The following is a 15,502-nucleotide window of genomic DNA, read 5'->3' on the forward strand; positions in this document are numbered from 1 at the left end:
TGTGCGACTAAATCGCTTTCATACCTTTCTCCTTCGGTGACATCGGTAAATACTTCTTTGTCTAAAAAAGTAATCGAGTCCCTATCTAAATAATCGATCAATTGAGGGAAAAACAACTCAATAAATTCGATAAAAAAGGTGGAGATTAACTCCTTAAATAAGCGGTCATGGTCAATATTATTAGTCATGTAATGTCATCTTAACTAATCTGAGTGATGAATGACTACTCTTCTGTATTGTATTCTGAAAAGTCGGTTTTGGCAACGGATTGTTATGACCTCATTCATCCCCTTAACCTACGAGGAGAGGGGAATGCTTCCGGCAAAAAACCCCACAGAAAACGGGTTTCTTAAAGAAACCCGTTTTCTCGATAAGAAATTAATTACATTTTCGCTAGATTTAACCTTAAAGTAATACCAATTCTCCAAAGTCTGACTACAGAAGTTTAATCCCCCTAAATCCCCCTTAAAAAGGGGGACTTAAATTCGATGTGTAGTTTTCATTTAGAGAAATGGTATAATTAACAAGCGCAGACATTCCACTAACCGATCACAAAAAAAACTGGAGCGAGCGCTTTTCGCCACCCCAGTGCTGTCACGGAATTCAATTCTGTATCTAAATTAACACATTATTGGCAGCAAGCATGATTAAGGAAATTGGAAATTTTTCCCAAAGGGGTTTCCAAAGGCTGTAACCTTGACTGACAGGGGATTTCCGGCCTGATAAGGCCAAAGTTTTTGGAGTCTATCCTCGAAAATTAAACTTCGGCCCTGAGATGTTCCCCCAGATGAACGGTTTTCACCCATTTTAAACGTTTAGGACGCAAAGCCATCCGCAGGCTGACACTGGGAATAATAATAAACCAGTGCATCATATAAATCATGCCACGAAGGGTTTGAGCAAGGATGTCCAAACCAAGAGCAAAAGTGAATTTTTTACCCGTATTGACTCGGATTAATCCTGTCACCATACCCCAGAGAGAAAGGGAAAGAGCCAAACCAGTTAAAGGAGTTAAAATCGGAGCTTGATGCTGGGTAATAGTGATTAAAAGATCGGGAATAGCGGCCGCAGGTAAGATATATTGAACGATCAAAAAAGCAATTAAATCAAACTTTTTCGGCCAAGGCATGGGAGACTTTAAAATCGCTTTCCAATAGTCGAGATAACGCTGAAAACCACCTTCGGCCCAACGATTGCGCTGATGCCATAAAGCGATCGCAGTTGTCACCCCTTCTTCCGCTACTGCGGGAAAATTTAAGATATTAATTTTCCAATTATCGATATGGAGACGAATAGTTAAATCAAGATCGTCGGTGATCGTTTGTTCATTCCAACCCCCGCAACGATTTAAGGCACTACGACGGACAAATTGACCATTTCCGCGCAATTCTCCGATCCCTCCCACCGCGATCCGTTGCTGTTGGAAACAGCTATCAAAGATCATTTCTACCGCTTGTCCTTTTGTCCAGAAGTTTTCGGCGGCATTGGCGATCGCTTTTCGCACCTGTACCGCACCTACTTCTCGATCGTCGAACATCGGGACGACATGACGCAGTAAATCGGCGGATAATCCCGCATCGGCATCGAATACGCCGATAATTTCCCCGTTAGTCAGGGATAAAACCTGATTCAAGGCGCCGGATTTGCCACCTCCGGCATTAGCAGGACGATGGAGAATTTGTAATTGGGGATATTCTAAAGCAAGGCGATCGAGAATCGCACCCGTGTTATCGGTACTATAGTCATCGACGATCCAAACTTCTAACTTATCTTGGGGATAGTCTAGATGACAGAGATAATTAACCAGTTTCGTGATTACGGTTTCTTCATTTTTGGCCGCTACTAAGAGGGAAACCCTAGGTACAGAGGCTAAATCCTGATCCAGTAACGGAATTGGTGGCGTTTCCGGTTTCGTGAACAGCAGCCGCAAAGCTTGTCCCGATAGTACCATAGTTAAGGCGATAATTGCCCAATAACCCCAACTCAGCCAATGAAGTCCGATAATTATTGTCCAGATCGCCATGAGGCTAAAAGCCGCTTTCTGTCTGCGTCCCGATCGGCCTTGAAAAATTTCGCTCCTAAATTCGTCCTCCTCATCTTCGGGATCGGACCAGTCAGATAGGAGGGAACCAATCGGGTCTAATTCTTCGTTATCATCCTCTCGCGACCAATAATTTTCTGCCATAATCGACTCAGGTTAAGTAACTGTTCCAGTAGACGCTTGTTTCTTGCTTTATTTTACCGAAAATTGTTAAAATTTTTAACAGAATCTTAAGTTTTTTCGGGAAAGAAACCCTAGATTTTCAGGCTATTGGTTTTTTTTGCCCGATAAATGCGCTTTTTCGGTTAAGATTGCTTTGTTTACATTCGTTGAGAAAATTTAACATTTATCCCCTATGTCAAACCTGCTCCTCTGTGTCGGACTGATTTGTGGCTCAATTATTTGGGTGGAGATCGTGCGTGATAGCTATCATGCTCTGGCCCACCATTGGCAGCCCCTTTATCGTCTGCACGTCTGGCATCATCGGGTTTTTCGTCCCGATCTGTCGGTAATGAGCGAGGAAATTTATCGTCGGGCGCACTGGTACAATGATGTACCAGAGGCCTTGGTGATGTTGGCTGCCAGTGTTTTACCTGTACTACTGGCCTACTCTTGGGGGTTCGATCGCCCTTGGTTGGGTTGGTTAGGCTCCCTTTATACTTTGGCTTTTCTCAGTACGGCGATCGGTCGAGGTTTAGGTATCGCTAATCTGGAGGAATTAACCGATTTAACCCATCGTCCGGGGCAATTTGAGAGTTTCCCCGCTCAATGGCGCGTTAATCGTACCTACCACTGGCGACACCATTTTGATAACCAAAAGGCTTATTATTGTGGAACTTTCACCTTTATGGATAAATTGATGGGGACGGCACTTTCTCTCAAGGGCAAAACGATCGCCATTACTGGAGCGAATGGAACCTTAGGGCGATCGCTGTTAAAGTACCTACAACTGAAAGGAGCTAAGGTAATCGCGCTCACTTCCGGGGAGAATGCGATCGCTATTGAAATTAACGGCGAATCAGTACCTGTAAAAACTGTGAAATGGCAAATCGGTGAAGAAACGCAACTTGAGGACCTATTTAAGTCTGTAGATATACTGATTTTAAATCACGGCGTTAATGTCCACGGCCAAAGAACCCCAGAAGCGATCGAATTAGCCTACCAAGTGAATACTTTTTCCGTCTGGCGTTTAATGGAATTATTCTTCAAAACTGTCCGCACTAACGAGCAAATTGCCCGCAAGGAAGTCTGGGTGAATACCTCGGAAGCGGAGGTTAATCCTGCCTTTAGTCCCCTCTACGAACTCAGTAAACGGGCGATCGGTGATATGATTACCCTGCGTCGTTTAGATGCCCCCTGTGTGGTAAGAAAGCTAATTCTTGGCCCTTTTAAGAGTAATTTAAATCCTCTGGGTATTATGTCCGCCGATTGGGTGGCTAAACAGATTATCAAGGCGGTACAGAGGGATAGCCGCAATATTATTATTACTATTAATCCCTTGACTTTTATCACCTTCCCAATTAAGGAATTCTCTGTTTCTACCTACTTAAAACTATTTACTCGTTCCCCAAAAAATCAGGAAAAACCCTAACTATTTAGGGTTTGCAGCAAAAAGTTTGTTGGTGGGGACAGGGTGTGGGGTGTGGGGTGTGGGGTGTAGGGTTTTACCCATTTTCAGGGGGTTAATTACCTAATTTTCAGGGAAAAAGTCCAGGGATTTTCCCCCCGATCACTCCCATATCTGGTACTTTTTGATTGACAAAAGGTCTAAAAGTGTTACCCAACAAGGTTTTCAGATTTATTCAGCAAACCCTAACTATTTATCCTTAATCGGGGATCAGGACTATTTTTCCGCGCACTCTTTCCGATTCACTATAATTATGAGCTTCTACCACCTGGGAAAAAGTATAGGTGCGATCGATCCTAACAGTTAATTTACCCGATTCGATCGCTTCTTTGAGAAATTGCCAGTCAGACGCTTGTGCTTGAGCAAAAAATATCAGTTTCCCTTTTTGGGGCAACCAAGCACCGAGATAATTTAAGAGGATAATTCCGGGATTTGGGAGGGTGGTTATATAGGTCCCTTGGGGTTTTAAAAGCTGACGACAGTGCCAAAAAGAAGACTTAGCCACAGCATCGAAGATTATATCATATTTCTGCTCGGTTTTTCTCCAATCTTCTTGGGTATAATCTATAACTTTATCGGCTCCTAAAGAGGTGACATAATCGATATTTTTACTACTACAAACTCCATCTACTTGCGCGGAGAAAATTTTTCCTATCTGCACGGCAAAGCTACCCACTCCTCCCGATGCACCATTAACTAAAATCCGATTTCCTGCTTGAATACCGCCAAAATCCCGCAAGACTTGCAAAGCGGTAGAAGCGGCTAAAGGAGTGGCGGCAGCTTCAATAAAACTCTGATTATGCGGTTTTTTAACTAATAGGGAAGCGGGAATAATTGCATATTCAGCATAGGTTCTACCGGGTAATTGATTGAGAAAACCAAAAACCTCATCTCCGATCTGGAATTGTTCCACCTGACTACCTTTTTCAACGATAATTCCCCCATAATCAAAACCTAATTGCAGGGGAAATTTATTACCTGTGGCTATTTTGAGCATTCCCCGACGAATCTTCCAATCAATCGGATTAATTCCCGCTGCCATAATCTTAATTAAGACTTCCTTAGCTTGGGAAATTGGCTTTTCTATGTCTGTGTATTGGAGAACATTACTATCGCCATAGCGATTAATGATAATAGCTTTCATAATTAAGAAAAAAGTTGATAAAATAGCAAAGGAGCAAAGGTAATGACCAAGAGAACAAAAATCCAAACTCGTCCCGCTAAAAGATTATAATCTTGACCTAATCTTGCCCAAGATTGACCGGCGATAAAATGGCCGAATAGAAACTCAAAACCCACTGTTAATACTAACCAAATTAAACCGATAGTAATTGCTTGGCTGGAGGATTCTAGACCCCAAAAATAGACAAGAGTGCCAATATAAAGACTAAAAAATAGGCTTCCCGTCAGGGTAGAAATTTGATGAGCGCGTAGTTCATCGAGATATTTTCCGTAGGTGGTTTCTCGGAGGATACCGTTACTAATTCCTATTACGATCATCGGGAGCCATGCGACAATGTAGCGACTAATCATAAGTTGTTGGTTTAGAACTCGCTCTAATTGGATTATAGCTATATTTGGCTGATAACTTGAGATATTTTGGTAAAAATTAAGATTGTTACTTGCCTAAATTTTCAGCCAGATAATCAACTAGCTTTTTCACTGTTGTAAATTCTTGGCATTTTTCGTCTGAAAGTTCTAGATCAAATTCTTCTTCTAAAGTCATGATTAATTCAAGTGTATCAAGTTCATCTCCTCCCCAATTTGATAATAAGTCAGACCAACTATTCCGGACAAAAGAACTACAAGAACTATAAGAACTATAAGAACTATAACTACCGACGTTTTCCTTAGATTTTAAATAAAATAGTTCATCATCAATATGTATCTCAGACTTTTCCACATCTAATTGATCACTAATTATCTCTTGAACTTTGATAAAAATTGCCAGTTTTCGTTCATTGTCTTGTGACGTTATTTTCTCGGTATCATCATTGTTTTTATCGTTAATAACAGCATTAGCTTTTTGTGATGCTATTTTAATAGCTTTCTCTTCATCGATTCTCCTTGATTCCAATAGACTGGATTGACTGAAAAATAACTGATATCTCATAACTTCAATTCTAGAATTAATTAAGTTTCGTATTATATGAAATTCTCCTTTATGACCACTTTCCTTGTAAATTATTGTGGCTAAATCCCCAACAATCTGATTGCGGTTTGCCTCTAGCTGGTTTAATTTTTCTTCACTCAGAGATACCATATCATCCAAATACTGATTGATCATCATTGCCAGAATTTGCATCTCATAATTTTTGCTATCTTCATTCATTCGACTAGATCCTCTGCTGCAAAAAATCTCAAGCATATTGTATCTTAAGATAAATACTTTTCTAAAAAATCTAGGGGTGCATCTCACATTTGCAGAAATACCGACAATCAGCAATTATCAGTGACTCTTAGATGATTACAAATGTATCAGCATCTGGCTGTAAGCATCCCACCGAAAAGCTAATGCGCTCCGGGGTTTGGGTAGGGTTGATTCATGAATCAACCCTACCTTGAATCAACCCTACCTTGAATCAACCCTACCTTGAATCAACCCTACCTTGAATCAACCCTACCTTGAATCAACCCTACCTTGAATCAACCCTAGGGTATCGTCTCGGAGTCTCCCCAAATTGTTAATTTTTTTGGGGATTTAGCTACATCATCCGAAAAATGTCACACTAGAGGTAGGGGAGCGTCAACTATCAGTCATCAGCTTTCAGCAATTTTTGACTATTTCCCCGGGGTATTGCTGGCAGCCGATGGGAAAAAAGATTAACTTCAACCCTGACGTTATCTGCTATCGAGGAGGCTAATTCTATGAATAATACGGAAACACTCTCAGTCGCTCGGGATACCAACAAACTCTATAATAAAATTCTCGTGGCTGTGGATTATCAAGATGTCACTCCAGAGGTGTTGAATGCGGCTATTCTCTTAGCGAAAACCTACGCTAGTGAGTTGCGGATTATTTATAGTCTGTCTAAACCTTTGACTCCCTACACGGAAACTTTTATTTATGGTAATCTGATCGGTTATGGTGGCGGTTATCCCCCCGATATGATCGCCTTAGAACAACAAATTACCGAAGAAATGCAGGCGGAATTACAAGCTTGGTTAAACAGTTTAGTCGATCGAGCTAAGGAGGATAATATCATAGCCCGGGCTGATTATTATATCGGTGATCCGGGACAGAAAATTTGTCAAGTTGCCCAGCAAGAAGGGATAGATTTAATTATTGTTGGTCGTCACGGTCGATCGGGTTTATCTGAGTTAATCTTAGGTAGTGTCAGTAATTATGTGGTACATCATGCTCCCTGTTCGGTTTTGGTGGTACACATCACTCGTTAATTAGAAAGGGTTGAAATCCATTTTTTGCTGTCCATTGAATCGCTCCATCTCTCCCGGTCCAGAAAGTCTTGATACCAGACTTTCTCAGTTGATTTCTGGCATTGCGGGAGAGATTGTTAGTGACAGCGATTGCTGTTTGTGGTCGAATTGACTCTAACCATTGTGTATCTAGATTACTTCCCTGCCATAATAACACTAGGGGGCTGAATTCTTGGGATAAATTAACGGGAATTTTCGGGTTGACAATCCATAGCCAAGATTGATTTTTTACCTGAAATTTAAATAAATTTTTCTCGAGCAATTGTCCAGTAATTTCGCCAAGATTAAATTTTTCTAACTGGGATAAATTAATAGTTTTTTTGATCGGTATGCTCTCACTGATAGTTGAGAATTGCGCCGAATTATTGACGGTTATTGCTCCTTGTATTTGATTAATTCCCTCCTGTCGCAAAAAGGGCAAAACTGTATAACGTGCTGTTGCGGGTTCCTCCCCATTAATTAAGAGAGTATTTCCTCGATTTTGAATAATGATTACCGGTTGCGATTTGGTGGCTAAAACTGTCACCTGAGTTAAAGTTAAATGCTGATAAATAATCGGTATTAAAATTAAAGTGAGGATAAATAAACCGATTAAATGCCACCGTTGACGAAACCAGATATTAAAGCAGATTAAGGTAAGGCAAATATAAATAATTAACATCACTCCTAAAGATAATTTACCCGTGGAGTAGGTACTAAAAGGAAGCAGACTAAAAAAGGTGGTAATTTGCAGTAATAACTCTAGAGGGTAATAGAGAATACTAGCGCTGATACTGCCCAAAGGGGGATAAATTAAGCCTAAAAAGGCCGTAAAAACTCCTCCTAAACTAATCAGGGTAACTAGGGGAGTTGTGATAATATTAATGGGGATATTATAAAGAGCGATCGAGTTAAAGGTAAACATTAATAAAGGCATAGTCCAGAGACTAGCAGCTAGACTAATAGCTATAGGTTCAGCGATTAAATTAGGTAAATAGTCAATTTTATTTTTCAGCAAAGGAACGGTAATAATTAATCCCAAAGTCGCTAAAAAACTTAACTGAAATCCTAAATCCCAAATCCAGAGAGGTTGCCATAATAATAGAATTGTAGCCGCTAGTAACAGGGATCCTAAACTATTAACTTTTCGATTATAAAGCAGACCGATTAATGCCCCAATTCCCATCAAAATCGCCCGCAGCACTGAAGGTTGTAACCCAGTTAAAGTGCCGTAAATTATTAAGATAGTAAGGGCAATAATAAACTGTTGTTTGGGGGATAAATTGCGAGTAATAGTTAAAACAAATCCCAACAAAATAGCCACATGAAAGCCAGAAGCTGCTAAAATGTGAGCCAATCCAGTTTTAATAAATAAATCAGTGATTTTTGCTGGCAAATTAACCGCTTGTCGTCCGAGGGTAATCGAACTTAATAAAGTCCCTTTTTCCTGGCCTAGTCTTTGAATTTGTGCCTCAACAATGCGCTGACGAATCTGCCAAATTCCCCAATTCGGTGATTTTTTATCGATAATTATTTCCCCTTTTAAACCAGCAAAAGCACCCTGACGCGCCAGATAATTAGCAAAGTCAAAAGCATTGGGATTATTTGCACGACGGGGGCGATAAAGTAATCCTTTAATTGTTATTTCTTGTCCGGGATAAACCTGATTTTCTGCTAGATTTGGTAGAGTAACGTAGAGTTTACCCGTGGATTTTTCTGTAGGTAAATTCTTGAGGCTAAATTCTTTTACTTCTAACCAAAATTGTAAATTTTCTCGGCGATTGAGACGAATTTCTGATATAATACTGCCCGTGATTTTAATAGAGTTAACCACATTATTTTTTAAAAGATGACTGATATCATTTGCGGTGGGGTAAGGAGTGCGAATTTCTAGATAAACAACGGCAAATATAGCTATTAATCCCCCCATCAGCCAAATTTTTCTAGGGGGACTTTGCCACCAAAAACGACGGATAAAAATCGTGGTTAATAGGGTAATTAGACTAAGAATAACAATTCTAATTACCACTTCTTGCCATCGGTTTAACTGGGGACTAAAATCTACCAGACCTGTAGATAACAATCCCAAAATATAGGCTAAACCGAGAATAACGCTATTAGGGCGATTCATAGAAATTTTTGTCGTCAAATAATTTCAGAATTAGCGGGCATTATTTTTACCTAAGTATCAGCGAAAATCGAGATTAAAAAGTAACTTAGCATAAACACTATGGGGATCGTTAAATGTAGGTAACTTCAATAATTCCTGCTGAAAATTTTGCCATTCCTGCGTCAAAGGGTGATTATTTTTAGTTAGAGGAGGAAGATAGGTTTGCAAGAAATTAGAGACAAGTTCTTCTTGCCAACTTTGCGATCGAGGATATTCTTTAAGACTCCAATCATCTCCTAATTTAGCTGTTTTGGCTGCGTATTGTACTGCCGCTTCTAGGCCACCGATTTGATCAACTAAACCAATTTTAACCGCATCTTTTCCCGTCCAGACGCGACCTTGGGCCACAGTTCTTACCTTGTCTGGGGATAATTTTCGCCCCTTGGCTACCGTCTCGATAAATAAATCATAGAACCGATTAACTGCCGCTTGATAAATTTCTAATTCTTGGGGATTTTTCGGTCTGGTAATAGTAGATAGATCGGCTAATTGTCCAGTTTTAACCGTATCCCAATCGATGCCATTATTATTAGCAATCTTCTGGATATTTAACAATAATCCAAACACACCGATCGAACCAGTAATTGTATCATTATCGGCAAAAATTCTTTGACCCCCCATCGCAATCCAATAACCCCCAGAAGCTGCCACATCACCCAGAGAAATAATTACTGGTTTTTTCGCATCTAAACGCTTAATTTCTCGCAGAATCACCTCGGAAGCGGTGGCACTTCCCCCCGGACTATTAATTCTCAAAACTACCGCTTTTACCTCCTCCTTCCCTTGTAATTTTCGCAATTCCTTCGCCAATTTATCCCCACCGATTTCGCCTCTATCTCCCTGACCTTCTACGATTGTCCCTTCTGCATAAACTATCGCTATTTGATCGCTACTATCTCCCCCCTCATCATCGAGAGAACTAGCATAATTAGCTAAAGAAATTTGCGAAAAGGAGCCAGAGTTTTCCTCCTGATTAGTTTTATTTTTTGCTTCTCCTGTCAAATCCTTTGCTAAAGCAATTACTCGATCTAAATGGGCCACTTCATCAACAAAACCCGCCTTTTTCGCTGTGGTTGCTTCCAGAATACCTTGAGTATCAGAAATAGTTTGCACCTGTTGGGGTGTTAAATTGCGACTTTTGGCCACTGTGGAACTATAATTAGACCAAATTGTATCGAGTAGGGTTTGCAGCTGCTGACGATTCTGGACACTTAAATCCTGACGCGTATAGGGTTCCACCGCACCTTTAAAAGAACCCACTTTTACCACTTGTACCCCCACACCATATTTTTCTAGTGCATCGGCAAAAAAGGTTTGTTGACTACTTAAACCATTAATTTCCATTCTCCCCACGGGATTAATAATCACCTTTTCAGCAACGGAAGCGAGATAATATTCCTTTTCCGTCCATTCCACATCGTAGGCGATAATTTTTTTACCCGATTGGCGAAATTTTGCCAAAGCTTGCCGCACTTCCGTCAGGGTAGCATAGCCATATTCACCGACAGTGCCGCGACCGTAGAGTAACAGACCGACAATACTATCATCAAGGGCGGCCTTTTCGATCGCCGCTATCACCTGTCGCAAATTTAAAGTGATCCGACTCTCACTGGTCAAACTATCGGCTAAACTTGAACTAGGGGGAGCATCGCTGATATTGGTGGCTAAGTTAAAGACTAAGACTGATTTTTCCTTAACTGAGGAGCTATCGCTAGAAATCAGGAAAGAAAGCAGTAAAAATGCTAATCCCCCCACACCTAGGGACGAAAATACCAATAATCCCAATAAAGTTCCCAAGCAACTAGCGAAAGTTTGTTTAAAAAACTGACCCATCGGTTTTCATCTACTACTAATTATCCTGTTTCCTATTGTAGGGATTCCCCGCCCAGAAACAAGTTTTTTATCTGACTGCCTGACACATCTTGCTGAATCACCGACAGGTTAAGACACGGATGCGAGAGAACCAAATTCGGTCAAAGAAATCTTGTTCAGCTGGCTTGGAAGCAAAAATTGGTTCGAGGGATGAAACCCTTATAGAGAAAGACATTCGGCGATTTTTGTCAATTGTTTTCGCTCTACAAAAGTGGTCTAGATTTTTTACTTCTATCTTTGACATTTTTCTTGACTTGAATATTTTTTGAGAACTTTTTTAGTTTCTCACTTTTTCTACCCCAAGAGCATAAGTATAAATACTTAAGCTATTTTCATTTTATATGCTACCAGCCATAAGCTGTTGACTATCTAAATTGCTCGTTAAGACTGCAAGGGAGAAGGAGCAGGGAGAGGAAGTTTGAGCATTTGTACTAAAATTTTGAATACGCAGTTTAAATTCAGTACAGCTTACTACAATTGGAAGTGCAGAATGTGGGTTACAAGAGGTCTATTATTGTCGTGCCTCGATCGGCTGAAAATACCTAGAAAAAACTCTTAAGTTATACTAAAATAATTAATACAGACACACATCTTCCCAGATGGTGAAAAGGAATTATTTACCCTTGAAAACCACAGTTAAAGTCAGCACACAAACCCAATTACCCCTACATCTGGTTATCACCCATCCCCAGTATCGTTTTATCGATTTATTCGCGGGAATCGGTGGTTTTAGAATCGCTTTGGAGAAATTGGGGGGACGTTGTTTAGGCTATTCAGAAATCGATAAACAGGCCATCCAAGTTTATCAACAAAATTTTATTAGCTATCTCAACAGCGATGAAATTGCTTTCGGAGATGTGAGTAAAATTAGCAATTTACCCGATAATCTCGATTTTATTGTCGGCGGCGTTCCCTGTCAACCTTGGTCGGTGGCGGGATGTTTACGGGGATTTGAGGATCCCCGGGGAAAACTCTGGTTTGATGTGATTAAATTAGTCCAGAAAAGTCAACCAAAAAGCTTTATTTTCGAGAATGTCAGTGGGTTGGCTAGTCCTCGCAATCGGGAGAATTTACAATTAATTATCGATGAATTAACCGGCTGTGGTTATCAAGTTTACTGGCAGTTATTAAATGCCTACGATTTTGGTTTACCCCAGAATCGCGAGAGAGTTTTTATCGTAGGAATTAGAAAAAATATAGATAACTATGAGCGGTTTAAATTTCCCTTACCTTTGGGTATCCATCCCAAGGTTTTAGATATTTTAGAAGACATCAAGAATATTCAACCCGTCGAGAAAGTCAAGTTATCTGCGGATACTTTATTTAATGGTTTTGTTCCTCCATCAAGAACTCGTTTTCAAAAAGAAGATGAATTAAATGACTTTTTTATTTTTTCTGATTTAAGAAATGGCCACACAACTATTCATTCTTGGGATATTATCAAAACTACGGAACGACAAAAAAGTATCTGTTTAGCTTTGCTGAAATTAAGACGCAGTAAAAAGTATGGCGAAAAAGATGGTCATCCCGTGGCTTTTTCTGCTTTTTTGGAAATTATACCCGACCTAAAAATCGAGGAACTAAATCAGTTAGTTTCTCTGGGGATTTGTTGGCAAACGCAGCAGGGTAAGTATGAATTTATTAACTCGAAAAATATGACGGGAATTAACGGCATTTATCGGATTATTTTACCGACGGCCGATATTATTCCTACCCTAACCGCTACGGGTGCTAAAGATTATATTGCTACTATTTCAATTACCGCTACTCATCCCCAAGAATACAAACAATTGTTTTTAAAGAAAATCTATAAACCCAAAAAGTTTCGAGAAATTACTCCCCAAGATGCGCGTAAATTACAAGGATTCCCCGATAATTTTATCTATCATCCACATTCAGCCATCGCTAAAAAACAATTCGGAAACGCTGTTCCTATAACTGTAGTGGAAGCAGTAGCAAGAAATTTACTAGAAATAATTTGACCAAATTATTAGACCGCGGGATACTGACTCATATTAAAATATTTAAAGGCTTAAAAATCCAAGTTTTCGTTGTGGGGACTCCCTCGTCAGAAGTCAGTCATCAATACCAAATTAGGTTATACTTCATCTTTATGAGAAAGTCTGTAAATTATCCTAATTGCTAAGGAGGTTAAAAATTGAGACATTTCCTAGTAAAAATATAACTACTTTAAATTGAAAAAATGATCATGTTTAAACGATACGAAGCTGATGAGCAAGTTATATTTCATGGTGATTCTTTGCCGATTTTATCCACTGAGATTGCCTCTAATTCTGTAGATCTAATTTTTCTCGATCCTCCCTATAATATAGGTAAGCATTTTGCCGATTTTTACGACAAATGGGAATCGGAAAATGATTATATAAATTGGGCAAATCAAATTCTTGATCAGTGTCTTCGCATCTTGAAACCCCAGGGAACATTATATGTTATGGCCAGCACTCAAGCAATGCCTTACTTTGATCTTTACTTAAGACAAAAAATGACGATTCTTAGTCGTATTATCTGGCATTATGATAGTTCAGGAGTACAAGCAACAAAATATTTTGGTTCGATGTATGAACCAATACTTCACTGTGTGAAAGATAAAAATCATTACACTTTTAATTCAAAGGATATTAAGATAGAAGCAAAAACTGGAGCAAAACGAAAACTAATTGATTATAGAAAAGCGATTCCGAGTCAATACAATACAGAGAAAGTACCGGGCAATGTCTGGTATTTCCCTAGGGTAAGATATCGCATGGATGAATACGAAAATCATCCCTCACAAAAACCTGAATCATTGCTAGAAAGAATTATTTTGGCCAGCACTGACAAGAGTGGAATTGTGCTTGATCCCTTTGCAGGAACTTTTACAGCTGCAGCTGTAGCTAAACGTTTGGGAAGAATTTCTATTAGTATAGAATTACAAGAGGAGTATTTAAAAATTGGTCTTCGACGGATTCTCGGATGGCAAGAATACAAGGAAGAAAAGTTACTACCACCTCAAAAAAGCTATAGTAGAAAAAGCGAAAATAAACAAGAATCTAACTTTGTACAGGAGAGTCTTTTCGATGTCGATAGTCAAGCATGAATTCACCAAGATAATTATTAAAATTATCGATAATTACTTTCCCAATCAGGGAAATAGCATTTTAAATGCTAGTGAGTTATTGCAATATTTGAACATTAAAACTAGAGCCGCTAATCGAGGTTCTAAATCCCGAGCAGGATTGGCTAACCATTATGCCATTTATGTTTTAGTGGAAGACTATATTAATAATGAGTTTCATCTTAAGGATGGATACGACGAGTATCAAGGCGCTCAGTATATGACACTTTTTCGCAGGCAAAGGGAGCTTCCTTTTGGCGATAAATTACAAAATCATGCTCTCAATCATCGATTAAATCAGGAATTTAAAAAGTATTTTCCTACTTTATCTTATCTGCCGATAATTAGAGATTTTAAAACCAATAGATACTGGCTTAATGAGAATTTAATTAAGTTTTATCTAGAGGGTAATCAAGTTAATATTGCCCTGGTCATTATAGATATAATTGATGCCTATGTGCAAACAAGACAAAAAGCATTTAATCAATTTATCAGCTATTGTCAACAGATGATTGATATTCAACAGCAAGATCCCCAGAGAGCCATTGAATTTATTCGGAGTTTACTCAGACCAAACATTGATGCTAGAGTTTTTGAGATTGTCAGTTATGCAATTCTTAAAGAGTATTATGGGGAACGGAAAATATATTGGGGATGGTCGCCTGATCAGTTAAACTCTGAATACTTACTTTTATATAAAACTGGTCGAACAAATGCCAATGACGGGGGGATAGATTTTGTCATGAAACCCCTAGGTCGATTTTTTCAAGTTACGGAAACGATAGCTGCTGATAAATATTTTTTAGATATTGATAAAGTGCAAAAATATCCCATTACTTTTGTGGTTAAAACCGAGCAGACTTGCGAGGAAATTTTAGAAAAAGTTGCGGAGCAAGCTAAGATAAGATACAAGATCAGGGCAATTGTCGAAAGATATCTAGAATCGGTAGAGGAAGTGATCAATATTCCCGAATTAATCAACCGTTTTGAGCGGGTTTTAGCTCAAGGTAAAGGAGGAGCGGTAATTGCAGAAATGGTTTTACAGAGCCGGATTGAGTTTAACCTAGAATCAGAGCCATAAAGATATCTAACTCCCCAGCTAAACTAGAATAGAAAGATAGGTGCGAAACGTTTAGGCATGAAATAGGGCTGAAATGCCTGAAATAACCGCCTAGTAAGGTCTTCAGTCCCCCGACTGAATCTAAGAGGTCAACCATGACCAACCTTATAACTGTTTATATGTCCCGACGTTTAGTATCG

At 39.3% G+C, this 15,502-nt stretch carries 12 protein-coding genes and 1 pseudogene; 6 read left to right on the plus strand and 7 right to left on the minus strand.

The genetic code is table 11. From position 1 onward, the window contains the following. Positions 1-188: pseudogene (locus O9295_RS08960) on the minus strand (flagellar assembly protein H); the annotation flags it as partial. 31 nt (positions 189-219) lie between these two features. On the opposite strand from O9295_RS08960, the gene O9295_RS08965 reads away from it, so the two are divergent. After that, a complete protein-coding gene (locus O9295_RS08965; protein WP_288032714.1) occupies positions 220-414 on the plus strand; it encodes a hypothetical protein in 195 nt (64 codons plus the stop codon). Between the two features lie 343 nt (positions 415-757). Here the strand turns inward: O9295_RS08965 and O9295_RS08970 are convergent, their stop codons facing one another. Further along, a complete protein-coding gene (locus O9295_RS08970; RefSeq protein WP_288032715.1) occupies positions 758-2,185 on the minus strand; it encodes a glycosyltransferase family 2 protein in 1,428 nt (475 codons plus the stop codon). A 211-nt stretch (positions 2,186-2,396) separates the two neighbouring features. On the opposite strand from O9295_RS08970, the gene O9295_RS08975 reads away from it, so the two are divergent. After that, a complete protein-coding gene (locus tag O9295_RS08975) occupies positions 2,397-3,632 on the plus strand; it encodes a bifunctional sterol desaturase/short chain dehydrogenase (protein ID WP_288032716.1) in 1,236 nt (411 codons plus the stop codon). Between the two features lie 235 nt (positions 3,633-3,867). On the opposite strand, the gene O9295_RS08980 is transcribed toward O9295_RS08975, so the two are convergent. From O9295_RS08980 to O9295_RS08990, 3 genes are all read right to left on the minus strand, one after another. Next, positions 3,868-4,812 (minus strand): NAD(P)-dependent alcohol dehydrogenase, encoded by a 945-nt coding sequence (locus tag O9295_RS08980; RefSeq protein WP_288032717.1) that lies wholly within the window; start codon positions 4,810-4,812, stop codon positions 3,868-3,870. 2 nt (positions 4,813-4,814) lie between these two features. Then, a complete protein-coding gene (locus tag O9295_RS08985) occupies positions 4,815-5,201 on the minus strand; it encodes a hypothetical protein (protein ID WP_288032718.1) in 387 nt (128 codons plus the stop codon). 85 nt (positions 5,202-5,286) lie between these two features. After that, the gene (locus O9295_RS08990; RefSeq protein WP_288032719.1) at positions 5,287-6,000 is read right to left on the minus strand and encodes an acyl carrier protein; all 714 of its coding nucleotides are present in this window, start codon (positions 5,998-6,000) and stop codon (positions 5,287-5,289) included. Positions 6,001-6,536: 536 nt separating this feature from the next. Here O9295_RS08990 and O9295_RS08995 point away from each other — a divergent pair. After that, positions 6,537-7,067, plus strand: a complete 531-nt coding sequence (locus O9295_RS08995; RefSeq protein WP_288032720.1) for a universal stress protein — start codon at positions 6,537-6,539, stop codon at positions 7,065-7,067. Here the strand turns inward: O9295_RS08995 and O9295_RS09000 are convergent. Both O9295_RS09000 and sppA read right to left on the minus strand, forming a co-directional pair. Beyond that, positions 7,057-9,216, minus strand: coding sequence for a ComEC/Rec2 family competence protein (locus O9295_RS09000; protein WP_288032722.1), 2,160 nt, complete (start codon positions 9,214-9,216; stop codon positions 7,057-7,059). The genes O9295_RS08995 and O9295_RS09000 overlap by 11 nt on opposite strands. Positions 9,217-9,273: 57 nt before the next feature. After that, the gene (gene sppA / locus O9295_RS09005; protein ID WP_288032723.1) at positions 9,274-11,088 is read right to left on the minus strand and encodes a signal peptide peptidase SppA; all 1,815 of its coding nucleotides are present in this window, start codon (positions 11,086-11,088) and stop codon (positions 9,274-9,276) included. A gap of 638 nt (positions 11,089-11,726) precedes the next feature. Here sppA and O9295_RS09010 point away from each other — a divergent pair. The 3 genes from O9295_RS09010 (at position 11,727) to O9295_RS09020 (ending at position 15,323) form a co-directional block, all read left to right on the plus strand. Continuing rightward, the gene (locus tag O9295_RS09010) at positions 11,727-13,109 is read left to right on the plus strand and encodes a DNA cytosine methyltransferase (protein WP_288032724.1); all 1,383 of its coding nucleotides are present in this window, start codon (positions 11,727-11,729) and stop codon (positions 13,107-13,109) included. Positions 13,110-13,336: 227 nt separating this feature from the next. Then, entirely contained in the window at positions 13,337-14,224 is an 888-nt protein-coding gene (gene yhdJ / locus O9295_RS09015; RefSeq protein ID WP_288032726.1) for an adenine-specific DNA-methyltransferase, read from the plus strand. After that, positions 14,205-15,323 (plus strand): restriction endonuclease, encoded by a 1,119-nt coding sequence (locus O9295_RS09020; RefSeq protein WP_288032727.1) that lies wholly within the window; start codon positions 14,205-14,207, stop codon positions 15,321-15,323. Before yhdJ ends, O9295_RS09020 begins: the two co-directional genes overlap by 20 nt. Positions 15,324-15,502: the final 179 nt, after the last annotated feature.

Source organism: Microcystis sp. LE18-22.4A, from assembly GCF_027531105.1.
Taxonomy (GTDB): Bacteria; Cyanobacteriota; Cyanobacteriia; order Cyanobacteriales; family Microcystaceae; genus Microcystis; species Microcystis aeruginosa.